This window comes from Streptomyces sp. NBC_01426 (assembly GCF_036231985.1).
Classification (GTDB): domain Bacteria; phylum Actinomycetota; class Actinomycetes; order Streptomycetales; family Streptomycetaceae; genus Streptomyces.
The window spans coordinates 4,465,813-4,488,816 of sequence record NZ_CP109500.1 but is presented as its reverse complement, the minus strand read 5'-3'; the positions used below and the strand labels follow the sequence as shown (position 1 = coordinate 4,488,816).

Below are 23,004 nucleotides of genomic sequence, written 5' to 3'. Positions count from 1 at the left end.
CCCTCCACTGTCATGGCCGACCGCCCCGGGCGGGCCCGCCCGGGGCGAGGGGTGTCACCGGCTCCGGGCTGTCACCGGCTCACCAGCTCGTCCGGTTCCGCCGCCTCCGGCGGGGCCGGGCGGGCGGCCGGTCCGGAGCCGTCGGACGCCTGTTCCCGGCCGCGCTGGCGGGGTGCGCGCACCACGGCGCGGGCGGTACGGCGGCCCTGCGCGGGGAAGCCCCGCAGCACCCGGGCGCCCTTGCCGAAGCCCCGCCCCAGGAAGGCGGTGACCATCGCGACGAACGGCATCAGGTCGTCCGGGGCGAACCAGGCCGCCTCCACCTCCGCGCGCCGGTCCCTCGGCGCGGCCCGCGCCGTCCCGGCCGTGGCGGACGCCGCTCCGGGGCCGTCACCCCGGTCCGGGGCCGCGCCGCTCTGGCCCACCCGGTGTTCCGCCGCCCGGCCGGGCCGGTCCGGCCGGGCCGGGTCCGGGATCACCACACCGTCCCGGGGGCCGCCGGGGGCCGGGGCCGCGCCGGACTCGGGGACCGGGTTCCGGGCCGGGTGCGGACGCGCCCCCGCCCCCCACGCCGCTCCCCGTGCCTGCCCCCGCGCCGGCCGCGGGGCGAGCGGCAGCCGGCGTCCGCGTACCGCCGCCAGCAGCGCGTAGTTCTCCGCGACGAACACCCGGCCCGGCCCGCCCGAGGGCGTCGGTACCCGTTGCCCCGTCAGATCCAGGTACATCGCCTGGACCACGTCCAGGCCGGCCGCGTCCGTGAACAACCGGAACTGGGCCCCGGGACGCGGGTTGAAGTCCACGAGCCGGAAGCAGCCCCGCTCGTCGCGACGGAAGTCGAGGTCCAGGATCCCCTGGTAGCCCAGCCGTTCGGCGAGCCGCAGTCCCGCCTCCTCCACCGCCGGATCGGGCAGCCACCGTCCGACGGCCGTCAGCCCCGTCCGTACCGGCCAGGACAGCTCCTTGCGCCCGGACCCCACGAGCAGCGGGTGACCGCCCCGCGCGAAGGCCCCGTGGAAGAACCAGTCGGTGTCCTGACCGGCCAGCAGGAACCGTTGGAGCAGCAGCCGGCTGCCCGCCCGCGCCGAGCGTTCGTACAGGCGTCGCGCCTCGGCCGCGCTGTGCAACAGCGTGGTGCTCCGCAGTCCCTCGCCCGCCGGCAGCAGCCACGGCCGGCTCCACTTCGCCACCACCGGCAGCCCCAACCGCCAGGCGGCCTCGGACGCCTCGGCCCCGCTCGTCGGGATCACCGTCTCGGGGTGCGGGATGTCCCAGCGCGCGCACAGCCGCGACAGTTCGGCCTTGTCGGCCACCCGCGCGGGCAGGCCGTCCGGCTGATGGGGAATCCGGTACCGCTCGTCGAGCGCCGGCGCGATCCGGGCGACCGCGATCGCGCTCAGGTCGTCCATCGCGACGAGCACGGCGGGACGCCCGATGCGTTCCGACACGGTGAGCAGGCAGTCCAGCAGGGCTTGTGGTGCCTCGGGGTCGAGTCCGCCGACCGGCCCGGGATGCACGGCGCGCAGATACCGCGAACGCCGCACCGGACCTCCCCCGGCCTCGACGACGACATGGACCTCCACGCCTTTGCGGCCAAGGGATCTGACGGCGCCGAGGGTTCCGTGGTGGAACGGATTCCGATCGAGCCTGAGCAGAACGGCGGGCACATGGTTGGCGAACGCGTGCATGAAAACGGTGTCTTTCACCTAGTCGGACCAAGCGGGGGTGGTGTGCGCCTGCGAATGGCCTACGCGGCGGTCACCGGACAGGCCATTCGTCGGATGTGATGCCTAACGTCGTTGACAAGCACACCGATTCGGGAAGCTCGGGAGACGCCATGCCCACACCACGCCGCCGACTGGCGAGCACCTGCGTCGGTACGGTCACGGCCGGACTGCTGGCCACCGGCGCCGCGCTCGCCGCGCCCGACGAGGAAGCACCCAAGGGCTCCGACATCGCCATGGGCGCGTATCTCGACTACGGGCCGCAGGGAGTGGCCCGGATCCCGTACCTGTCGCGCTGGCTGGGCGGCAAGGAGATCCGGGTCGGGCACACCTATCTCCCCGGGGACCGGTGGGCCGGCATCGAGGGCAACGTCGACTTCCTGACGAACTGGGCCGAGTGGCGCCAGGAGAAGGACGATCGGATGTTCGTCCTCAACGTGCCCATGCAGGAACGCAACGAGGAGCGGGTGCCCGACCGTCAGGTGGCCCAGCTGATCAGGGCGGGCGCGCAGGGCGAGTACGACCGGCACTTCAAGCGGCTGGCCGAGCGGCTGGTGGAGCTGGGCGTGCCGGACACCGTCATCGTCCTCGGCTGGGAGATGAACGGCACCACGTACACGCACCGCTGCGGGCCCGACCCGGAGAACTGGAAGCGGTACTGGAAGCGCGCCGTCGCCGCGATGCGGTCCGTGCCCGGCCAGAAGTTCACGTTCGACTTCGCACCGAACCGGGGTACGGACGCGATCGGCTGGACCAAGTGCTACCCGGGCGACGACGTGGTGGACATCATCGGAATGGACTCCTACGACCAGGGTCCCGGCCAGGACTTCGACGACCAGATCACGCAGCCGTACGGACTCCAGGAGCACGTGGACTTCGCGAAGGCACACGGCAAGGAGATCTCGTACCCGGAGTGGGGCCTGTACCGGCGCGGGGACAACGCGGAGTACGTGCGGCGCATGCTCACGTGGATCGAGCAGCACAAGCCGCTCTACCACACCATCACCGACTACTGCCCGCACGGCGTCTGGCAGTGCAAGCAGAACCCGCGGTCCTCGAAGGTGTTCAAGGACGCCCTCACCCCGCAGAAGCCCGGCCCGGTCATCCCGACGCCGGTGATCCCCACGCCGGTGATCCCGACGCCCGTGGTCCCGACCCCGGTCGTCCCCACCCCCCAGATCCCCACCCCCCAGATCCCCACTCCGCAGATCCCGACTCCGCAGATCCCGACGCCGCAGGTGCCCACGCCCCAGGCACCGTCGGTCCCGCCCGTCGTCCCGCCCGTGGACGTTCCCGTCGAGCCGTCCGTCGAGCCCTCGGTCGAACCCTCCGTGGTGCCGGCGCCCGTGAGCCCGTCCCCGGAGGTCCCCGTCGTGGAGCCTTCGCCGGCGGTCCCCAGCCCGGCGGCCCCCTCCCCGGCCGTCCCCTCCCCCGCGGCCCCCAGCCCGGCGGCGCCGAGCCCGGTCGCGCCGAGCCCGGCCGTGCCCGCAGCCACGCCCGAGCCGGCCGAGCCGACGCCGCCGAAGCCCCCCGCGAACAACACGCAGTGGTGCGTGCCGCTCAACTTCGGGGAATGGCTGTCCAAGCTCGTCGGCAACCAGGCGGTCTGCGTCAAGCTCGACTGGCGCAAGGGCTTCCTCTGGCCCTTCTAGGCGAGGTGGCGTGACTCCCGTCATCGCACCCGCAGTTCGTTGAGCCGCGCCCGCCAGTCCCTGGCGGCCGGCAGCGCCTCGCGCAGCGCGTCCACCGCCCGCTCGCGCCCCGACACCTGCGACTCGTGCAGTCGCAGCAGGGGCGCGAGCGCGTTGGTGGCCAGCAGGAACCGCTGGTTGACCACCGTTTCGGGCCGCCAGTGGTTCTTGTACGGTTCGTTGCCGCGCAGGAAGCTCACCACCGGCCGCCCCTCCGCGAGGGCCCGGCCGGCCTCGTGGCGCAGCAGCAGCGTGGCGATGTCCACCTTGCGGTCGCGCAGGTCCGGGTCGGCCCCGTACAGGTACCCGCCGCTCAGGGCCGACGAGAGCAGCGTGACGTTGGCCGCGACCACGTTCCCGTCCAGCCGGAACTCGGTGAGCCGGCCCTCCCCGACGCGCACCATCCGCCGCACGGCCCGGGTCAGGTGCTCGGCGAAGCGCGGCTTGAGGTGTTCGGGGGTCACCCCGCGTCCCCGCCACTGCTTCTCGTGCAGCCGCAGCAGTGTCCGCACGGCGCGCGGCACCTCCTGCTCGCTGACGTCGTGCTCCTCGATGCCGGCCGCGTCGGTCTTGCGGAGCTTGGCCCGCACCCGTTGGGCGCCGGAGGAGGGCATGCGCCGGACGAGTTCGTCGAAGGGCAGCGCGGGCAGTTCCATGCAGGTGGAGTCGGTGAGCCTGGCCCGTGCCCCGGGCCACTGCTCGAACACCGCCTCTGCGACCGCCCCGGGCCGCACCTCGCGGAGGTCGACGACCGCGCCGCGGGCGGCCCGGTGCAGCCCGCGGGCCAGCGCCGGGACGACCTGCCGGGCGTGCTCGGGGGCCACGAGCACGTCGAAGTAGTCGGTGATCCCGCCGCCCAGCGGCACCAGCAGCGGCAGCGGCCGGTGGACGAGCATCAGCGCGGCCACGCCGACCAGTTCCTCGCCGCGGCGCACGAGGACGAGCCGGAGCCGGCCCTCCTTGCCGTACGACAGCCACCAGGAGTGCAGCCAGGCGTGGCTCTGGAAGGGGGTGGCGGTGGGGCAGCCGCGGACGAGCCGGTTCCACGGCTCTTCCAGCGCGGCGAACTGCCGGGGGTCCCGGCACAGCGTCACCGACAGGCCCCCGGCGGAGCCCGAACTCATCGCACGGACTCCTTCTCCTTGGCCGTGGTGTGCTCGCCCTGCGCGGGCAGCGTCGCGAACTCGCCGGCCACGGGGGTCTCGGCGCCCTCGGAGACGACCTCGTCGCCGCGCCGGCGTCCGGGTCGGGCCAGCATCCACAGGCCGCCGACGAGCCCGCCGGCGCAGAGTCCGACGGCTCCGCTGAGCGGCGCGGAGGCCGAGGCCGGGTCGGTCGGCGCGACGGCCTGGTTGAACAGCAGCAGCTGCACGCCGGTGTTCTTGGCGGCCTGGTTGCTGCTCAGCGACAGGGCGTCGGCGACCGCGTTCGCGATGTCGGCGGCCTCGGACGGGCTCTTGGAGGTACCGGTGATGGCGATCATCGGGGACTCGGGGGAGGTCTCGGCGCGTACCTGGGTCCGCAGCCGGTGGGCGCTGATGCCGGCGCGGGGCTGGGCGTAGGCGAGGGTGGAGCTGCTGGTGGCGATGCGGGCGTAGGCCTGGGCGAAGCCGAGGGCGGTGGCCGGTTCGGTGGTGTCGTCCGGGACGGCGACGACGTAGCTGGTGGCGGCGTACTCGGGCGCCTTGAGCACCCCGTACGCCCCGCCGGCGGCCAGCCCCAGCAGCGCGCAGGCGGGCAACGGCCACCACGCGGGCGGCAGCAACCGGGGCCGCCCCTTCTTCGCGGAGCGGTGGTCGGACTTCTTCTGGTCGGCGGTGTCGGCCATGTGCGTGCTCGCTTCCTGAGTGGAGGGAACTTCCTTCGGCCCCGCTGCGGGGCCCCTGCGGTAGGACTGATCAGCCGTCGCCCCGGCCGGGCGTGCGTGCGGCCCCCGGCCGGGCGGCGTCCCCCCGTGCGTCCGGCCCGCGCCCGGGGGCGGACAGCGCCCCGACCCCGAGCCGTTCCGCCCCGGCGCCCGGATCCGGGGCGGTGCCCCGGCCCCCCTCGGGCGGCGCGGCCAGCGCTCCGGCGTAGACCGAGAGCAACCGCTCCGCGCTCCGCGCGATGTCGTACCGCCGCACCACGGGCGGCGCCGGCAACCGGCCGGCCCCCGCCTCCATGTGTCCGCGCAGCGCGGCGACCAGCTCCTCCGTCCCGGTGCCGATCCGTCGCGCCCCGGGCGCCTGCGTCGCGGGCAGGTCGTCGATGGCCGGGCAGGTGACGTGCAGGACGGGCAGTCCGGCGGCGAGCGCCTCGACGACCGCGAGCCCGAAGGCCTCCTCACGCGACGGGGACACGAAGACGTCCATCGCGGCCAGCAGGGCGGGGATGCCGGGCGTCCGCCCGTCCGCACTGTCGCCGAGCGGGTCCCGTTCCCCGAGCAGGTGGATCCGGCTCTGGGCGCCGAGGTCGGCGGCGAGCCGCCGCAGCGCGGCCCGTTCGGGGCCGTCCCCGGCGAGCAGCAGGTGGGCTCCGGGCAGCGCGGCCACGGCCCGTACGAGCACGTCGAACCGCTTGCCCGGCACGAGCCGGCCGACCCCGCCCACCACGAAGGCCCGTTCCGGGAGTCCGGCCCGGGCCCGCGTGGCCCGGCGTACGCCTTCGTCGAAACGGAAGCGGACGGCCTCGATCCCGTTCGGTACGACGTGGATGCGCGCGGCCGGCACGCCCCATCCCTCCAGCCGCGTCGCCACGGTGTCGGAGACCGCCACCGTCGCCGCGCCGAGGCGTTCTCCGGCCAGGTACAGGGCGCGGACCCCGCGCGAGAGCCGTCGTCCCTCGATCTCGCCCTCGCCGAGGGAGTGTTCGGTGGCCACGGTCGTGCGCACGCCCGCGAGCCGGGCCGCGAGCCGCCCGTACAAGCAGGCCCGGTAGAGGTGGGTGTGGACCAGGTCGTAGCGTTCGCGCCGGATGAAGCGCACCATCCGGGGCAGCGCGCCGAGGTCCCGGTTGCCCTGCATGCCGAGGTGGACGACCCGTACCCCGTCGGCCCGCAGCCCCTCGGCCACCTGGCCGGGGTTGGTCAGGGTCAGCACGTCGCACCGCATGGGCATGTGGCGCAGCAGCAGGCGCAGTTGCTGCTCGGCTCCGCCGACGCCCAGGCCGGTGATGACGTGCAGCACCTTGAGCGACTTCATCCCGTCCGTCGCGTTCATCGCGCCGCCACCCCCCTGCGCAGCTCCCGCATCCGGTGCCGCAGCCGCTTGATCCGCAGCCGTGCCCCGCCGTCGGCCTGGCTGATGTGCGTACGGGGCAGGGCGTACGGGCCGGCGAGTCGACCGGGGTCGATGGCGCACGCGTAGCCGTACCCGGCGGCCCGGGTGGCGTCCACGACCCGTGCGTCGAGGTGCCCGTACGGGTAGCAGAATCCCTCGGGCAGCGTCCCGGTCAGTTCCCGCAGCAGGTCGCGGCTGCCGTGCAGTTCCTGCCGGAGCACGTCGTCGGTGGTGGCCGTGAGGTCCTGGTGGAGCAGCCCGTGCGAGCCGATCTCCTGCCCGGCGGCGGCGACCTCGCGGATCCCCTCGGCGGTGAGGAGGGACTTGCGGGGGCCCAGCGGGTCCCACACGTTGTCCACCCCGAGCCGCCCCGGCAGCACGAACAGCGTGGAGGTGAAATCGAGGCGCTTGAGCAGGGGAAGCGCCCGGGTGAGGAAGTCGGTGTACCCGTCGTCGAAGGTGAGTCCGACGAGCCCGGCTCCGCGCCCGGCCGCGCGGGCCCGGAGCAGTTCGCCGACGGACACCCCGCGCAGGCCCCGGGAGCGCAGCCACAGCAGCTGGGCCTCCAGCACGCGCGGGGTGACGGTGATCCCGTACGGGTCCTCGGCGGGGTCGGTGAACTCGGCGACCGAGTGGTACATGAGGACCCACGGCGATGCGGTCCGGCGGGCGGGGACCAGCACGGCGGCGGACGCCGTGTCGGTGTCAGCGGGCATTGCGGAACCTCTGGGTGAGCTGGGAGGTGAGCTGGGCGATCTGGGCGGGCAGCACGGTGACTTCGAGTGCCCGCATGGCCATTCCGGTGGCTCCGAACATGGCCGGGACCAGCAGGCAGCCGAGGGCGGCGCTGAGCAGCGGGTCAGGGATCATGGGGCCGGCGATCCAGCCGGTGGCGCAGGCCGCGACGGCGGCGACCGCGAGGCGCCCGATGCTGACGGCGACCCGGCGGACCTGGATGGCGACGATCCGGGAGCCGAGCCCGGTGAGGAGCAGGGCGGCGGTGGTCGAGATGCCGGCGGCGTTGGCGGCGGCGATCCCGTAGGTTCCCCACCAGCCGACGGCGAAGGCTCCGAAGACGATGTTGACGAGCAGTCCGGCGCCCATCGCGAGCGCCGGGAACCAGGTGGGCCGGGCGGTCGAGAAGAAGGGCCGGGACAGCGCCCCGACGAGGCAGTGGCCGAGGAGTCCGAGGCCGTAGACCCGCATCACGGAGGCGGTGGCCAGGGTGTCCCGGTGGGTGAAGGCGCCGCGTTCGAAGAGGACCTGGATGATCTGGGGCGCGTACCCGATGACGAGGGCGGTGCCGATGAGGACGGCGAGGGAGGCGAGGGCCAGGTCCCGTTCGACGCGCCGCCGGGCCTTCTCGCGTTCGCCGCCGGCCATGGCCTGGGCGACGACCGGGAAGGTGACCGTGCAGATCATCAGGGACAGCACCATCGGCATCTGCGCGACCTTCTGCGCGTAGTTCAGGTGCGAAATGGCCCCGGACGGGAGCGAGGCGGCCAGGAACCGTTCGACCAGGACCTGGGACTGCCGGAAGACGGCGAAGAAGATGACGGGGGCGATCAGCCCGAAGGCGATCAGCGTGGGCCGGTCCCGGTCGCGCCGGCTGCGGGGGGCGCCCTTGGCCCGGGACGGTCCGAAGCCCACGTTCCGGATGAACGCGGGCAGTTGGACGAGCACCATCAGTGCCCCGCCGAGGGCGACTCCGGCCGCGGCGGCCCGCACTCCCCACAGGGCGTGGAGGGCGACCATCGCGCCGATGATCCCGACGTTGTAGGAGACGTAGATCGCGGCGGGTGGCAGGAAGGATCTGTGGGCCCGCAGTGCGGCGCTGAAGTATCCGGCGATCCCGAAGGTGATCACGGTCAGGGCGGTCAGCCGGGTGCACTGGACGGCCAGGTCGGGATCGGGCAGTCCGGGCGCGAGGACGCCCACGACGAGCGGCGCGGCGACGATCAGCACGGAGGCCACGGCGGCCAGCAGCACCAGCAGCCGCGGCAGGGTCGCGCCCACGAGCAGCCGTACGGGGTCCTGCGCGCGGGCCTCCTTGCGGGTGAGCCCGGCGCGGTCGGCGGCCCGGCGGGCCAGGGCGTGGCTGAAGGCGGGCACCATCAGCAGCGCCATGGCGTCCTCGATGAGCAGCGTCGAGGCCATCTCGGGGACGGTCCAGGCGATGAGGAACGCGTCGCTGTCGTGCCCGGCGCCGAAGAGGTGGGCGATGGTCTGGTCGCGTACGAGCCCGAACACCGCCCCCGCGGCGGTGAGGCCCGCGGTGACGGCGGCGGCCTTGGCGAGGTACCGGCCCAGGGGGGCGGACGTGCCGGGGTCGCCGGATCCGGATCCCCGCCCGGCCCGCGCACGGGCGGCGGCGGTCCCCTCGGATTCCGTGGCGGCGGACGCCCCCGCGACGGCGGGGCCGCCGGAGGCGATCACGCGGCCCCGGTCCCGGTCCCCGCGGGCACCGGCGCCGCGGGCGGCGTCCGGTTCCGCCGGGTGCGGCGGACGGCCCGCGGTCGCGGCGAGGTCGGTCGCCGCGGCCGCGGGCCGCCGGGGCGGGATGCCCGTCACCGGCCGGCCGGCCACTCGACGGCCGGCCGGCCCCGTCCGGTACCGGTCGCGAACCCGCCCTCCGGGTCGCCCCGGGAGGACAGCGCCCACCAGGCGGCGAGTCCGATGATCACCCCGGTCAGGACGGTGGACGGCCCGCCGATGTCCGCGTAGAGGAAGTCGGTCAGCTGCCACGCCAGGAGCCCGACGGCGATCAGCCCGCAGTCCAGGGCCCCTCGGCGGGAGGCGCATCGGCGGACGCCCGCGACCAGCAGCGCCGCCCAGCCGCCGACGAGCGCGGTCAGTCCGATCAAACCCTGTTCGCTGAGCACCAGCAGGTACATGTTGTGCGGGGACAGCAGCGGTTGCTTGATGAAGGCCTGCCCCGCTCCGGCGGTGTCGCTGCCGGCGGACAGGGCCAGGCCGGAGTGGCCGTCCCGGTTGGCCGGGAAGCCCTTGAGGCCGACGCCGGCCGCGGGCCGCTCCCGCCACATCGACTCGGCGGCGGCCCACATGGTGTAGCGGTCGGTGACCGATTGGTCGGGGGCGTCGGAGACCTGGGTGATCGAGGTCAGCCGTTCCGCGACCATCTCGGAGCCGACCCCGAGCCCGCCGACGAGCACCACGCCGAGCGCGACCAGCGCCAACAGCACCTTGAGCGCCCGCCGGATCCCGGCGATCACCATGATCAGCACGGCCGCGCCGAGGGTGGCGATCCACGCGCCCCGGCTGAAGGACAGCACCAGCGGCAGCACCAGGGCGAGCGCGCAGCCGGTCGCCACCCTCCGGACCCGTCGCGGCAGTCCCGGCGCCAGTGCGGCGGCGGTCGCGACGATCAGCCCGTACGCGACCACCGTGGCCATGCCCATGACGTCACCGGGGCCGAAGGTGCCCACGGCCCGGATGTCCTCGCCCTGGTACGAGGCGCCGGTGTGCGTCGCGAACTGCACGACGCCGACGGCCCCCTGGACCAGTGCCAGCACCACGAAGCAGGCGGCGGCCAGGCGGAACTCGCGGGCGTCCCGCACCAGCAGCACGATCGCCGCCGGGACCAGCACGAAGACCTGGAGGTAGCGCACGAACCCGGGCAGCGCCGCGTACGGGTCCCCTGCGGTGACGGTGGCCACCGCGAGCCCCACGGCGGGCAGCCCGAGGAGGGCCGCCCCCATCGGGGTCAGCGCCCGCACCCGGCCGCGCACCGCCTGTACGGCGCACACCAGGACGAGCAGCAGTGAGGCGGCGTCGGCCGGTCCGACCTTGCCCGAGGTGGTGGCGTCGCCCGCCGGCAGCGGGGCGAGGAGGAACAGGACGGTCGCGGCGAGCGGCAGCAACGGCCAGTGTCGGCGCAGCAGCCCACCGATGTCCGGGCGTGCCCAGGGGCTCGATACGGCAAGGCTCATGCTCAGCTGCCCCCCAGCCGGAATCGGAAGAACCCGGCCGCGGTGCGGGCGAGGATCCACAGGTCCTGCCACAGCGACCAGGTGTCGATGTAGTGGTTGTCGAAGCGGGCCCGGTCCTCGATGGAGGTGTCCCCGCGCAGTCCGTTGATCTGCGCGAGTCCGGTGATCCCGACGGGCATCCGGTGGCGGGCCTCGTAACCGGGGTGCACGCTGCTGAACTTGGCGACGAAGAAGGGCCGCTCGGGGCGCGGACCGACCAGGCTCATGTCACCCCGTACGACGTTCCACAGCTGCGGCAGCTCGTCCAGCGAGGACTTGCGCAGGAAGGAGCCGACCGGGCTCATCCGCCGGTCGCCGGCGACCGTCCACCGAGTGGCGGACTCGTGCGGATCGGCGCTCAGGGTGCGGAACTTCAGCAGGGTGAAGGGGCGTCCGTACAGCCCGACCCGCTCCTGCCGGAAGATCACGCCGGGCCCGTCGACGAGCCGTACGGCCAGGGCGCAGGCGGCCATCACGGGCGCGGCGAACAGCAGGGCGATCGCGGCGAGCGTGGAGTCGATGAGCCGCTTCGCGAACCGCTCCAACGGCCGGGACGGGCGCGGCAGCAGCGGCTGCACGGCGTACCCCCACAGCTGGTCGGCCGGCTGCGCCACGCGCATGCCGGTGACCTTGGCGGTGCCGGCCGGGTCGGCGAGCCAGAGCCGGCAGCCGTGGTCGTGGAAGAGCCGGACCAGCGAGGCGGTGCGCTCGTCGGCCTCCGGCGGGCGGGTGAAGACGGCGTGCCGGACGGAGTTCTGGATGACCGCGCGCCGGACGTCCTCGTGGGTGGCGAGCACCGGCAGCGGGGCGTGTTCCCCGTCGGCGGCGCCGGTGTCGGCGATCCCGACGGGCCGCAGGCCGTACTCGGGCCGCCCGTGGAGGGCGGTGGCGACCGCCCCGGCGCCCGCGCCGGGACCGACGACGAGCGCGGAGGCCGGCGAGCGCAACGCGGCGCGCCGATGGAGCTGGTTCACGAGGCCGCGGCCCGCGCAGACCAGCAGGACCTGGAGGCAGACCGTGCCGAGCAGCACGCTCCAGCTCATGGCCTGTCGGGGGTGGAAGGCGGCCAGGACGGCGGCGGCCCCGCACCACAGGACGACGGCCCGACCGGCGAGCGCGGGCAGTTCGAACAGCGCGGAGGGCGCGAGCCGCGGCCGGTACAGCCCCGCCTGCGCGTGCAGCGCGAGGAGCACGGCCGCGAGGGGCAGGGCGGCCTCGGTCGCGAGGCCCGGTCCGGGCAGGGTCAGGGCGGTGAGGACGGCGGCCAGCGCGTCGGAGGTCACCAGCGGGACGACCCGGTCGCGGGGGCGGACGCGCCGCGGCCGGACGGCGGTCCTGGCCGGTTCGACCTGGGGCCCGCGCGGCGGGTGGATGGCGGTCACGGAACGGCGGGCTGGTGTGTGAGGCGCGGGCGCGAAGGCGCTGCTCCCGGCGGGCCCCGTGCCGCCCTGCCCGGGGTGCCGGGCGGGTGCGCTGTCCATCGTCATCGGCTGATGCGCTCCTGGTTCAAGGGCCGGGGCCTGCCCAGCAGTTCGTGGTACAGGCCGGTGACCGCGTCCGTGGTCCGCCGTACGTCGAAGTCGGTCCGGGCGTGCTCCCGGGCCCGCTCCCCGAGTTCGGCGAGCAGCCGCGGTTCGGCCAACAGCCCGGAGAGGGCCTTGGCCAGTGCCGTCGGGTCCTCCGGCGGCACCAGGCACAGCCGCCCCTGGCCGGGCGGCAGACTTTCCCGGGCACCGCTGACGTCGGAGACCAGGACCGGGCGACCGCAGGCCATCGCTTCGAGCGGGGCGAGCGCCATGCCTTCCCACCGCGACGGCAGTACAACGAGATCGGCGGCCCGAAGCCACGGTCGGATGTCGGAGGCGGCCCCCGCGAAGAGGACGCCCGGCGGGGCCCCCAGGCGCAGCCGTTCGGTGTCGGGGCCGTCCCCGACGAGGGCCAGTCGGGCGTCCGGGATGGTCGCCGACACCTCCGACCAGGCCTTGAGCAGGATGTCCTGGCCCTTCTGCGGGCAGAGCCGGCCGACGCAGACGACGAGCGGCGCGTCGCCCCGGAACTCGGCGGGCAGTGAGAGTTCGGCGCGGGCCGCCGCCCGGTCGACGTCGCGGTCGGCGGCGCCGGGCCGGAAGTGGTCGGTGTCCACGCCGTTGCGGATGACCGACCAGCGGGCGGTGATCCCCTCGGACTCGCCGGCCCGGCGTTCCGCCTCGCTGACGCAGAGCACCCGGTCGGCCCACCGGGCGCCGAACCGTTCCCAGCGCAGCGCGAGCGCGGCGGTGGCCCCGCCCACGGCGTCGAAGGACCAGGCGTGCGGCTGGAACACGGTCGCCACGGTGCCGCGCGCGGCCAGCCGCCCGGCCAACCCGGCCTTGGCGCTGTGGACGTGCAGCAGATCGGGCCGTACGCGGCGGATCAGTCGCGCGGCGCCGAGCACCTCGGCGGGCAGCCCGGGCCCGGGCGATCGCCCGGCGCGCCAGGTGAGGACCTCGGCGCCGGCGTCGTGGGCGTCGTCGGCGAGCCGGCCGCCGCGCGGGCAGCCGACGACGACGCGCAGCCCCGCGGCGGCCTGCGCCCGGACCAGGTCGGTGACGACCCGGGCGACCCCGCCGTCGACGGGTTGGGCGAGGTGGAGGACGGTGTGGAGGACCGATGGGGACGAATGTGCTGTCGAACGGTTGGTCGACACGTGGAGTGATCTCCTACGTTCAGCGGCGCGCGTCTGTCTGAACGAAGAGCACACCGAGGAATTGGCCCTGACTTTCGCCCGTGAACTTGAAACTCAGGCTGCGGGCACCACCGGACAGGGCGGGACCCAGATCGAACACGTCCGCGTCATATCCGAGGGTATTCACGTGTTCGGGCTGTCGCACGAACGAGGGACGTCCGAATTCCGTGATCGTGGAATTCATAACATCATTAAAAGGATTTTCTGAATCACTGAGACTCACGCGCCGACCACTGTCCGCCGTCACCGTCAGTGAGTCCCCGAGGACCCCCCGGTCCCCGTCGTAGGCGACCACCCCGGCCTTGCCGGCGGACCCGGCCGGCGCGTCCAGCCCGGCGACCTCCACCGTCCGACCGGCGGCCTCGCCCACCCCCGGGACCAGCCCGTCGAACCCGTCGTGCACGGAGACCCGGCGCAGCGGTTCCTTCGGGTGCTCGTAGGCGACGACCAGCGTCCAGCCGCCCCAGGCCCCCACCGCCGAGTGCCCCATCGCGATGTTCAGCTGGGCGACCGTCCACATCCCGGCGCCGCCCTTGCGGACCAGCGGGGTCACGTCCGCCGAGGCCTGGTAGGCGTCGCTGCCCGCGTCGCTGCGGTGCCCGATGACCGTGTCCGCAAGGACTTCCTTGTACGCGCCGCCGGGCTCGGCGACCAGCACGCGGCCGTTGTCCTCCGGCGGCTTCTGCTCGCCCACCCGCAGGTTCCCGCCCCAGTACAGCCGGGCGTAGGCGACCTTCGCGCCCTGCGGGACCTTGAGCTCGGCCCGGGTGGAGTTGTAGGTGTCGGGGTCCTTGTCGACCTCGCTGTAGAACATCTCGTAGTCGCTGTTGACCCCTGCGGCGCCGCGCTGCACGTCGGCGCAGGGTTCGGCCTGCCGGTTCTCTTCCTTGCGACAGCTGATCCCGGAGTTCGAGGCCCGGACCAGCCCGCCGTGCAGCACGGCCTGGTAACGCTGTGTGAACGGGATCCGGGCCTGCTCCTTGACGGTGGCGTCGGAGACACGGGGGCCGGCGAGGACCGCCGCACCGGCCGCCGGAACGTTCGCCGAAAGTGTGAGGCAGGACAGCAGACCGAGCGTGCCGAGGATTCTGCGGGAGGAACCCATGACCCTGTCTCCATTTTCGATCAGGGGGACAAAACAGGAGTGAACTTTGTCAGAAATCAGGCTGGAAATCACGTCGGACTCGCTCGTACGGCCTTTTGGGCGATACCACGCACCCTCAAAGTGGGCGGGTCGTTATGGGGGTTGCTCCACCGCTCGGAACCGAAAGGGAAAGCGGAGTCCGGAAGGGGCCGGCGCACCGGGGACGACGCCCCGACGAACGGCCTCACCCACGGCACCCGCCCCCGTCCGACGCCGACGACGTCAACGCCCGACGTCAACCGCGGCGCCCGAAACTTCGGCATCCGAGTGAAGACACGCAACCCGAGCCGGGGCAGCGCCGTTGATCCGGGTGCTCCAGTACCGGGCAATCCTGCAAAAAAGGGACGACAATGATCAAGAAGTTTGTAGCCGGCGCAGCGGTTGCCGCCTCCGTCGTGGGTCTCGGTGCCGCGATGGCCCCGTCGGCCATGGCCATCGGCAACGACGGCGGCATCAACACCGCCAACGGCAACAACTCGGCGCAGATCTACGGCAACCAGGCCACGTACGGCAACATGAGCCCGCAGATGGCGCTCATCCAGGGCTCCTTCAACAAGCCCTGCATCGCCCTGCCGGCGAAGGCCAACGTGCAGTCGGTGCTGGCCCTGGTCAACGTCGGCGTCCAGGACATCCCGGTCCTGTCCAGCCCGCAGAACCAGCAGTGCACCGAGAACTCCACCCAGGCCAAGGGCGACGAGGCCCTGTCGCACATCCTCAGCAACATCCCGGTCCTCTCCGGCAACGCCTCCGCCGGCAGCTGACCGCCGCCCCGTACGTGGGCATTCCCCCGGCCGGGTCCGGGGAACGAGGCCGTCGCACCTTCGGGTCGCGGCGGCCTCGCCGCGTCCGAGGGCGCTCGAATTACCGCGAGCCGCGGAATTCCGCCGACTAATTCCACATCCGCGCGACTTTTAGCGCGCGAGCATCGGAGTGAAATGCGGAACGGCCCGGGAAAATTCGCGGTTTCTTTTCCCGGACCCGCTCGTTGTTATGTGTGCAGTGGATACGCCTCTGCGGGAAGGATCGAAAACAAATGACGTACAAGAAGGCACTGGTGCTGGCCGCCGGCGTGCTGATGGCCGCCGGTGCCGCCTCCCCCGCCATGGCCGACTCGGCCGCCGAGGGCCAGGCCATCGGCTCCCCCGGCGTCGCCTCCGGGAACCTCGTCCAGGTTCCGGTGCACGTCCCGGTCAACGTCTGCGGCAACACCGTCAACGTGATCGCCCTGCTGAACCCCGCGTTCGGCAACACCTGCGTCAACGCCTGACGAAGCGACTGCGCCCGCAAGGGCGAACCTCCTCGGGGTGGCCTCGGAGTGCACGGCGGTGCACTCCGGGGCCTCCTTCGATCCAGCACCGGCCCCAGCGCCGGTAGACAGGGAAGGACCCATGCGACAGGTACTGAGCCGACAGGTGCTGGGCAAGGGGATGCTCACGGCGGCGGCCGCCTCCAGCCTGCTGTCGATCGCGACCGGCGCGGCCCACGCGCATCCCGGGGCGATGGCCGAGGCCTCGCACTCACCGGGGGTGCTGTCCGGCAACAGCGTCTCGGTACCGATCACCTTCGCGCCGAACGTGTGCGGCAACAGCGTGGACGGGGGTGCCGCGCTCAACCCCTCGATGGGCAACACCTGCGCCACCACCACCGGCTCCGACGCCGCCCACGACTACGAGCGCCACCTCAGCCCCGAGCACGCCGCGATGTTCGAGCGCTACCTCGACGAGCGCCCGGGCGGCCGGCACGCGATGCCGCAGCAGCGGGACGAAGAGCCCCGCAGGCAGGCGCCCCGGCACGCGGCACCCAAGCACGCGGCACCCCGGCACGCTGCGCCCCGCCACGACGAGGCCCGCCACGACGACCCCCGCCACCAGGGCGGCCACGGGAGCGCGGAGGAGGAGTGCGACGACCACCCGCCGGTCGGCCCCCCGAACCCCGAGCCGCGCCCGCAGGCCGAGCACCCGGCGCCGGTGCCCCACCCGGCGCCCCCGGCGCCGAGGCCGCTGCCCCAGCCGCACCCGCTGCCGGGGCCCGTCGCGGAGCACCCTGGCCCGAAGCCGCTGCCCGAGCCGGTTCCGGTGCCCGAGGCGCCCGCCCCGGTCCAGGAGGCGCCCAAGACGCTTCCGGCGCCCGAGCCCGAGTGGGAGCAGCCCAAGACGCTCCCGGCGCCGGCCCCGGGTCCGTCGTTCGAGGACGAGGTCACCGGGCCGCCGCGCGGCAGCATGCCCGTGACGCACCCCGCCCCGGCTCCGGCGCCCGAGGTCGTGCGCCCCGCGGACCAGCCGCCGGCCGCTCCCGCCGGCGACCTCCCCGTCCACCTGCCCCCGGTACCGGCACCCGCGCCGGCGCCCGCGCCCGCCCCGGCTCCGGTCACCACTCCGGCACCCGCCCTCCCGCCGATGGTCGCCGTCCCCGCGCAGGCAGCGGCACGGGAACTGGCGGCGACCGGAGCGGGTCAATCGGCCGCCGCGGCCGCCCTCGCCACGGCCCTGATCCTGGGCGGCGCCATTCTGTACCGAAGGTCCCGTATCGCCTGACCGGCAATACCGGTAATCAGAAGAAATATCGGCCGGAGAATCCCTGGTGGATTCTCCGGCCGTTGCCGCGTTCGCTCGCGCGTTTCCGTATCGGCGGGGAATCGTTAGCCAGGTCGAAAGCGGCGCGACGGTCGCCGCTGGAAAAGGATTTCGAAAATGAAGTTCACGAAGGTCGCCGCTGTCGTCGCCGGTTCCGTGGCCCTCCTCGGCGCCGCGTCCCCCTCCTTCGCCGCCGGGACCCCGGCCGCGATGCCCCCCATGAGCCTGACCGGGGGACTGAGTGACGCGCTGACGGCCACCACCGGCGCCACCGAGAACCTTCCCAACGAGGCGCTGGCCGAGCAGGGCGACAGCCTGGGCAAGGTCGTCGGCACCGTGCAGACGGTCAACAAGGCCCGCAACGACCTGCCGGGCGAGACCCTCAAGCTCGCGAACGGTGCCACCCAGGCCTCCCCGCTGCTCGGCGGCGTGGACCTCAACGGCGGTCGCTGAATCCGACCGGACGCGACATGACCGTGGGCGCCACCGGCGAGGCCGGGGCGCCCACAGTCATGAGATCGACTGACGTCAGTCGTTGACGCAGACGTTGCCGAACGCGGGGTTCAGCAGGCCGATGACGTCGACCGAGTTGCCGCAGACGTTGACCGGGATGTGGACCGGCACCTGGGCCAGGTTGCCCGAGAGGACACCGGGGGAACCCACGGCCGCGCCCTCGGCCGCGGAGTCGGCGGAAGCGGCGCCCGCGGCACCGGCCACAGCGAGACCAGCGGAGGCCAGGGCCACGGCGGCCTTCTTGGCAGCAGAGTTCATGGGAAGTGCACCTTCTCTTCGACGTCCTGCCCCGATCCCGGGGCTCACACCGAGCGAAACGGTTCTGGTTCCCAAACGACACGGGTGGGCACCGAATCAGACCTGTTCAGCCCAATAGTCGTAACCACGGAGCCCTCCCGGGCCGCCCCGCGCCGTCGCCTCGACGCCTACGGCACGTCGGGGACGTCCGGGATGTCGGGCACCAGGTTCACCGGCAGGGCGGGGACGGCCGGCACCGCGGGCACCGCCGGGACAGCGGGCACGGCGGGCACGGCCGGCACGGCGGGGATCTCCGGGAGCTTGGGGACCTCCACCGGCACCTGCGGGACGGTCGGGATCTCCGGCAGCGCGGGCAGCGTGGGCAGTTGGATCGGCGGCAGCTTCACCCCGGCCGGCAACAGGCCCTCCAGGGACTTGAGCAGCCCCTCCAGCGTCGTGCGGAGCGTGGCGAGCAGATCGTCGATCGGGCCCGCGGCCGCGCGGGCCTCGATGGCTTCGATCTGCTCCTGTACGGCCTCCACGCGGCGCGTGAGAGCCGCGCCCGCGCCGCTGTCGGCGGCGCTCGCGGGGGCGACCGCGCCGGACAGTATGGCGACCGCGAGGGCAGAGGGGACGAGGACGCGGGCGCGGAACGACTTCTTGCGGTGCATGAATCTTCCTTCTGGTCGCACGAATGCGGACCCGAGCGATCCGCTTCCTTACCCACCGTGCGAACACCTCGTACGCTCCGCAACCGGAACGCCGCCGCCGGCCCCACCCACTGAGGGCTGCGTACGGCCTTCGCGCACGCGTCCGGAGCCGCCTCACCCGGGTTGGGGAAAAGCGCGCCCCAAGCGGGCCGTTTGAGTGAAGCAGCGGAACCAACCAGGCACCGGGCAGTTGATCAGGGCGCTCCACTAGCGGGCACTCGTGCGACAAAAGGACCAATGATGCTCAAGAAGATCATGACCGCCGCCGCGGTTTCCGCCGTTGCCGTCGGCGCGGGCGCTGCTGCCGCCGCCCCGGCCATGGCCATCGGCAACGACAACGGGATCAACACCGTCAACGGCAACGGTGCCTCGCAGATCTACGGCAACCAGAAGACCAGCGGCGACCTGAGCCCGCAGCTCGGCCTGGTCCAGGGCACCCTGAACAAGCCCTGCATCGGCCTGCCGGCCAAGGTCAACGCCCAGTCGCTGATTGCCCTGCTCAACATCGGTGTCCAGGACATCAACGTCCTGTCCAACCCGCAGAACCAGCAGTGCACCGAGAACTCCACCCAGGCCAAGGGCGACGAGCCGCTCTCGCACATCCTGGACAACATCCCGGTCCTGTCCGGCAACGGCTCCCTCGGCAGCTGATCTCCGCTCCCCCTCATGTCCGGGCCGCGGTGCCCGTGGAGCGATGTGACGAGGGCCCCGGCAGCCACCAGCTGCCGGGGCCCTCGCACGTCGTCGGCCGTCAGCTCGTCCAGAACTCCCACCACCGGGTCAGGATCAGCATGGCGATCACGCCGAGGTGCAACGCGGGCGGGGCCCAGCCGAATTCGGTGAAGAACCCCCGTACCGGGCCCGGCGCGGGAAGGATGCCCGCGGCGACGGTGTGGGCGGTGACCGCCCAGAACATCAGCAGCGTCGCCACCCAGGCGAGACAGCACCACAGGCAGAGCGCGTTGATCTCGTAGAGGGACTGGACCATCAGCCAGCCGCAGAAGACGGTGCCGAAGAGGGTGCCCGCGTTCAGGCCGAGCCAGAACCAGCCCCGGTAGTGGGCGCCGGCCAGCAGGCCCATGCCCACGCAGACCACGACCGCGTACGCCGCCAACCCCAGCATGGGATTGGGGAAGCCGAAGGCGGCCGCCTGGTCGCTCTTCATCACGCTGCCGCAGGAGACCACGGGGTTGAGGCTGCAGGCGGGCTTGAAGTTCGGGTCCTCCAGCAGGAGGAACTTGTCGAGGGTGATGACCCAGGAGGCCAGCACTCCGGCGGCCCCCGTGAGCACGAGCAGCCACGCCAACCCCCTTCCGGGGGCGTCGGGTCGGTCCTCGCGTCGGGTGTCGGGGCGACCCTGCTGCCGCGGGACGCCCACTGTGTTCGTTGCCATGGGACCCATGGTCGCGCGCCATGCCCCAGACCGGGGCCAATCATGCCTATTCGTACACAAGTTGACCTGAAGGGGTGGCGGGAACCCCCGATGCTTCCCGGACGTTTTACCGAACCCCGGACGTGATGTCAGAGCCAGGCGTTACGTTGAGCTTCTGCGAAGTGACAAGCTGCGACGGCCTGGAGACCCACCTTGAGCGATCCGTACGAGACAACCGAGGCGCACCTCGATCGACTCCTGGGCCGCGCCCTCAACTCCTTCGATCTGCCGGACCTCCTGGTCGAACGCCTCGGGACGGCGCTCGCCCACAGCTCCTCGCTGTCCACCACGCACCACAGCCCCTCGGCGGGGCTGTGGCGGGAGACCCACTGGCACACGTACCTGCTGGCCGACGGGGGTTCGGAGTCGCTGTGGGAGTTGGCGTACCGGCAGGAGGGTGACCGGGCCGTCCGGCACGAGGTGTTCGCGAACAAGTCGGACCTCTGCATGGCCGTGACCCGGCTCTTCGGGGAGGTCCCCGCCCGGGTGGCCCGGGATCTCGCGGCGTCCCCGGCCGGGGGCGGGTCGGCCGACGACATGGCGGCGCTCGGCGCGCTGTTCACGGCTCCGGGCCCCTCGCTGCGGCACCGGGAGTACACGGTGGAGCAGTCCGCCGACCACGCCCGGCGGGTGCTGCGGCGCGCGGAGAACGTGGATCGCCCGGGCGAGCGGTTGGCGGAGCGGCTGCGGTCCGCGTACGCGCACCAGATCACCCAGGCGTTCGGCGGGAGGCGGAGCCTGACGTCCGGGCGGGACGCGGGATTCAGCCTGTACGAGCACGCGTTCGTCCTGCTGGACGGGTCCGAGGTCAGCCTGTGGGAGGTCGAGCACACGGCGACGCCGGACGGGCGGCACATGTGCGAGGTCTACGAGAGCGAGACCACCGCGCGCGGAGCGATGGAGCTCCGCGCGCGGGTTCGGTGAGGCGGGGGCGGCCGGGTCAGGCGGCGACGGTCACGGGCGCGTTCTCGGCGTCGGCCTCCCCGCCGGTGCCCGGCGCGCCCTGCGGCTGCCCGCGCAGTCCCTTGAGGAGGATGACCAGGCCGGCGGCCGTCACCGTGCCGGCGGCGATGGCGACCAGGTAGAGGAACGGGTTGCCGATCAGCGGGACGACGAAGATCCCGCCGTGGGGGGCCCGCAGGGTGCACTCGAAGGCCATCGAGAGGGCGCCGGTGACGGCGCCGCCGGCCATGGCGGCCGGGATCACGCGCAGCGGGTCGGCCGCCGCGAAGGGGATGGCGCCCTCGGTGATGAAGGAGGCGCCCAGGAACCAAGCGGCCTTGCCGTTCTCCCGTTCGGCCTTCGAGAAGAGCCGGCCGCGAACGGTGGTGGCCAGGGCCAGCGCGAGGGGCGGCACCATGCCGGCGGCCATCACCGCGGCCATGACCTTCAGACTGCCTTCGTTGGGGGCGGCGAGTCCGCCGATGGCGAAGGCGTAGGCCACCTTGTTGAGCGGGCCGCCGAGGTCGAAGCACATCATCAGGCCGAGGATCACGCCGAGGATGATCGCGTTGGCTCCGGAGAGGCCGGACAGCCAGTCGGTGAGGGCCCTCTGGAGCGAGGCGACGGGCTTGCCGACGACCAGGAACATCAGGAACGCAGTCACGGCGGAGCCGATGAGCGGCAGCACGACCACGGGCATGATCCCGCGCAGGGCGGTCGGGATCCGCAGCCGCTGCACGGCGAGGACGGTGCCGCCCGCGATCAGACCGGCGATCAGGCCGCCGAGGAAGCCCGCGTTGATGGTGAGCGCGACCGCGCCGCCGACGAAGCCGGGGACCAGGCCAGGGCGGTCGGCCATTCCGTAGGCGATGTAGCCGGCGAGGACCGGGACGAGGAAGCCGAAGGCGAGGCTGCCGGTCTGGAAGAGGAGGGCGGCCCAACTGGCGGCCTCGGTCCAGACGAAGTGCTCGGCCACCGAGGGGGCGGTGTTGATCTCGTAGCCGCCGATGGCGAAGGCGAGGGCGATGAGCAGCCCGCCGGCGGCGACGAACGGGACCATGTAGCTGACGCCGGACATGAGCCAGGTCCGCAACCGCGACCCGTAGCCGTCGGCCTCCTGACCCTGTTGCTCCACGGGCGTCGGGGCGGGCGCCCCCGTCTCGCCGCGGGCCGCCTTCTCGCGGGCTTCGGCGAGGAGTTCGGCGGGGCGGTTGATGCCGGCCTTGACGCCGACGTCGACGGTGGCCTTCCCGGCGAAGCGGGCGCGGTCGCGGACGGGTACGTCGTGGGCGAGGACGACGGCGTCGGCGGCGGCGATGTCGGCGGGGTCCAACGGGGTGAACCCGGCGGAGCCCTGGGTCTCGACCCGGATCTCGATGCCCGCGGCCCGGGCGGCCTGCTGGAGGGACTCGGCGGCCATGTAGGTGTGCGCGATCCCGGTGGGGCAGGAGGTGACGGCCACGACCCGGAACGGGCGCGCCGCGTCTTCGGTGTCGGGGGCGGCGGCCTCGGGCGTCGGGGCGACGGGTGTCGGGGCCTCGGGCGTCGGGGCGGCGGGTGTCGTCGGCTCGTTCGTCGTCGGGTCGTTCGGCTGCGGGGCGGGCGCGTCGGGCTTCGGTGCGGGGGTGTCGGCGCCGGCGACGAGGGCGGCGGCTTCGGCCGGGGTGGTGGCCGCGCGGAGGGCCGCCACGAACTCGGGGCGCATCAGGCGCCGCGCGAGGGAGGAGAGGATCGAGAGGTGGGCGTCGTCGGCGCCGGCCGGGGCCGCGATCAGGAAGATCAGGTCGGCGGGGCCGTCCGGTGCCCCGAAGTCCACGCCGGCGACGGACCGGCCGAAGGCCAGGGTGGGGGCGGTGACGTGCGCGCTGCGACAGTGCGGGATGCCTATCCCGCCCTCCAGCCCGGTGGGCATCTGCGCCTCGCGCGCCGCCACGTCCGCCAGGAACCCGTCCAGGTCGGTGACCCGGCCGAGGGACAGCATCCGCCGCGCCAGTTCGCGCGCCGCCGCCTCCTTCGAGTCGGCGGTCAGGTCGAGGTCGACCAGCTCGGGGGTGATCATCTCGCTCATCG

Annotated in this window: 22 protein-coding genes; 8 read left to right on the top strand and 14 right to left on the bottom strand. The window is 73.4% G+C overall.

Annotated features, from left to right (window positions below):
• Positions 1 to 71 precede the first annotated feature (71 nt).
• A complete protein-coding gene (locus OG906_RS19930; protein WP_329444592.1) occupies positions 72 to 1,541 on the bottom strand; it encodes a carboxylate--amine ligase in 1,470 nt (489 codons plus the stop codon).
• A gap of 27 nt (positions 1,542 to 1,568) precedes the next feature.
• Here OG906_RS19930 and OG906_RS19925 point away from each other — a divergent pair, with 27 nt between their 5' ends.
• Both OG906_RS19925 and OG906_RS43635 read left to right on the top strand, forming a co-directional pair.
• Positions 1,569 to 1,784 (top strand): hypothetical protein, encoded by a 216-nt coding sequence (locus OG906_RS19925; RefSeq protein WP_329444590.1) that lies wholly within the window; start codon positions 1,569 to 1,571, stop codon positions 1,782 to 1,784.
• Positions 1,785 to 1,834: 50 nt separating this feature from the next.
• Positions 1,835 to 3,373: a glycoside hydrolase family 26 protein gene (locus tag OG906_RS43635; RefSeq protein ID WP_402304013.1), complete on the top strand. Its 1,539-nt coding sequence runs from the start codon at positions 1,835 to 1,837 to the stop codon at positions 3,371 to 3,373.
• Positions 3,374 to 3,393: 20 nt separating this feature from the next.
• Here OG906_RS43635 and OG906_RS19915 read toward each other — a convergent pair whose 3' ends face one another.
• The 9 genes from OG906_RS19915 to OG906_RS19875 all read right to left on the bottom strand — a co-directional run bounded on the left by OG906_RS19915 (position 3,394) and on the right by OG906_RS19875 (position 14,560).
• On the bottom strand, positions 3,394 to 4,536 hold the full coding sequence (locus OG906_RS19915) for a GNAT family N-acetyltransferase (RefSeq protein WP_267799986.1): 1,143 nt from the start codon (positions 4,534 to 4,536) through the stop codon (positions 3,394 to 3,396).
• On the bottom strand, positions 4,533 to 5,240 hold the full coding sequence (locus tag OG906_RS19910) for a lipopolysaccharide biosynthesis protein (protein WP_329444588.1): 708 nt from the start codon (positions 5,238 to 5,240) through the stop codon (positions 4,533 to 4,535). Before OG906_RS19910 ends, OG906_RS19915 begins: the two co-directional genes overlap by 4 nt.
• Positions 5,241 to 5,310: 70 nt before the next feature.
• The gene (locus tag OG906_RS19905) at positions 5,311 to 6,609 is read right to left on the bottom strand and encodes a glycosyltransferase (RefSeq protein WP_329444586.1); all 1,299 of its coding nucleotides are present in this window, start codon (positions 6,607 to 6,609) and stop codon (positions 5,311 to 5,313) included.
• Positions 6,606 to 7,385, bottom strand: coding sequence for a polysaccharide deacetylase family protein (locus tag OG906_RS19900; RefSeq protein ID WP_267799983.1), 780 nt, complete (start codon positions 7,383 to 7,385; stop codon positions 6,606 to 6,608). Before OG906_RS19900 ends, OG906_RS19905 begins: the two co-directional genes overlap by 4 nt.
• A complete protein-coding gene (gene murJ / locus OG906_RS19895; RefSeq protein ID WP_329444583.1) occupies positions 7,375 to 9,240 on the bottom strand; it encodes a murein biosynthesis integral membrane protein MurJ in 1,866 nt (621 codons plus the stop codon). The genes OG906_RS19900 and murJ overlap by 11 nt, the downstream gene beginning before the upstream one ends.
• The gene (locus tag OG906_RS19890) at positions 9,237 to 10,619 is read right to left on the bottom strand and encodes an O-antigen ligase family protein (protein ID WP_329444582.1); all 1,383 of its coding nucleotides are present in this window, start codon (positions 10,617 to 10,619) and stop codon (positions 9,237 to 9,239) included. The genes murJ and OG906_RS19890 overlap by 4 nt, the downstream gene beginning before the upstream one ends.
• A gap of 2 nt (positions 10,620 to 10,621) precedes the next feature.
• Positions 10,622 to 12,145, bottom strand: a complete 1,524-nt coding sequence (locus OG906_RS19885; protein ID WP_392891230.1) for an exopolysaccharide biosynthesis polyprenyl glycosylphosphotransferase — start codon at positions 12,143 to 12,145, stop codon at positions 10,622 to 10,624.
• A complete protein-coding gene (locus OG906_RS19880) occupies positions 12,142 to 13,344 on the bottom strand; it encodes a glycosyltransferase (RefSeq protein WP_329444580.1) in 1,203 nt (400 codons plus the stop codon). Before OG906_RS19880 ends, OG906_RS19885 begins: the two co-directional genes overlap by 4 nt.
• A 19-nt stretch (positions 13,345 to 13,363) precedes the next feature.
• Complete coding sequence (locus tag OG906_RS19875) at positions 13,364 to 14,560, bottom strand: DUF3344 domain-containing protein (protein WP_329444578.1); 1,197 nt, start codon at positions 14,558 to 14,560, stop codon at positions 13,364 to 13,366.
• 317 nt (positions 14,561 to 14,877) lie between these two features.
• Here OG906_RS19875 and OG906_RS19870 point away from each other — a divergent pair, with 317 nt between their 5' ends.
• The 4 genes from OG906_RS19870 (at position 14,878) to OG906_RS19855 (ending at position 17,553) form a co-directional block, all read left to right on the top strand.
• On the top strand, positions 14,878 to 15,288 hold the full coding sequence (locus OG906_RS19870; protein ID WP_053679627.1) for a rodlin: 411 nt from the start codon (positions 14,878 to 14,880) through the stop codon (positions 15,286 to 15,288).
• A 272-nt stretch (positions 15,289 to 15,560) separates the two neighbouring features.
• Entirely contained in the window at positions 15,561 to 15,794 is a 234-nt protein-coding gene (locus OG906_RS19865; RefSeq protein WP_324289527.1) for a chaplin, read from the top strand.
• A 121-nt stretch (positions 15,795 to 15,915) separates the two neighbouring features.
• Positions 15,916 to 17,061 (top strand): chaplin, encoded by a 1,146-nt coding sequence (locus tag OG906_RS19860; RefSeq protein ID WP_329444575.1) that lies wholly within the window; start codon positions 15,916 to 15,918, stop codon positions 17,059 to 17,061.
• Between the two features lie 156 nt (positions 17,062 to 17,217).
• Positions 17,218 to 17,553 (top strand): hypothetical protein, encoded by a 336-nt coding sequence (locus OG906_RS19855; RefSeq protein WP_329444573.1) that lies wholly within the window; start codon positions 17,218 to 17,220, stop codon positions 17,551 to 17,553.
• Between the two features lie 75 nt (positions 17,554 to 17,628).
• Here OG906_RS19855 and OG906_RS19850 read toward each other — a convergent pair whose 3' ends face one another.
• Positions 17,629 to 17,871, bottom strand: coding sequence for a chaplin (locus OG906_RS19850; protein WP_164324667.1), 243 nt, complete (start codon positions 17,869 to 17,871; stop codon positions 17,629 to 17,631).
• A 167-nt stretch (positions 17,872 to 18,038) separates the two neighbouring features.
• Entirely contained in the window at positions 18,039 to 18,521 is a 483-nt protein-coding gene (locus OG906_RS19845) for a hypothetical protein (RefSeq protein ID WP_329444569.1), read from the bottom strand.
• A gap of 279 nt (positions 18,522 to 18,800) precedes the next feature.
• Between OG906_RS19845 and OG906_RS19840 the strand changes: the two genes are divergently transcribed.
• Positions 18,801 to 19,211 carry a rodlin gene (locus OG906_RS19840; RefSeq protein WP_267801783.1) on the top strand — a complete coding sequence of 137 codons (411 nt, stop codon included), beginning with the start codon at positions 18,801 to 18,803 and terminating at the stop codon, positions 19,209 to 19,211.
• Between the two features lie 100 nt (positions 19,212 to 19,311).
• On the opposite strand, the gene OG906_RS19835 is transcribed toward OG906_RS19840, so the two are convergent.
• Positions 19,312 to 19,962, bottom strand: a complete 651-nt coding sequence (locus tag OG906_RS19835) for a vitamin K epoxide reductase family protein (protein WP_402304037.1) — start codon at positions 19,960 to 19,962, stop codon at positions 19,312 to 19,314.
• Positions 19,963 to 20,145: 183 nt separating this feature from the next.
• Here OG906_RS19835 and OG906_RS19830 point away from each other — a divergent pair, with 183 nt between their 5' ends.
• A complete protein-coding gene (locus OG906_RS19830; RefSeq protein WP_267801781.1) occupies positions 20,146 to 20,916 on the top strand; it encodes a DUF6227 family protein in 771 nt (256 codons plus the stop codon).
• Positions 20,917 to 20,932: 16 nt separating this feature from the next.
• Here the strand turns inward: OG906_RS19830 and OG906_RS19825 are convergent, their stop codons facing one another.
• Positions 20,933 to 23,002 carry a PTS fructose transporter subunit IIABC gene (locus OG906_RS19825; RefSeq protein WP_329444565.1) on the bottom strand — a complete coding sequence of 690 codons (2,070 nt, stop codon included), beginning with the start codon at positions 23,000 to 23,002 and terminating at the stop codon, positions 20,933 to 20,935.
• Between the last annotated feature and the right edge of the window lie 2 nt (positions 23,003 to 23,004).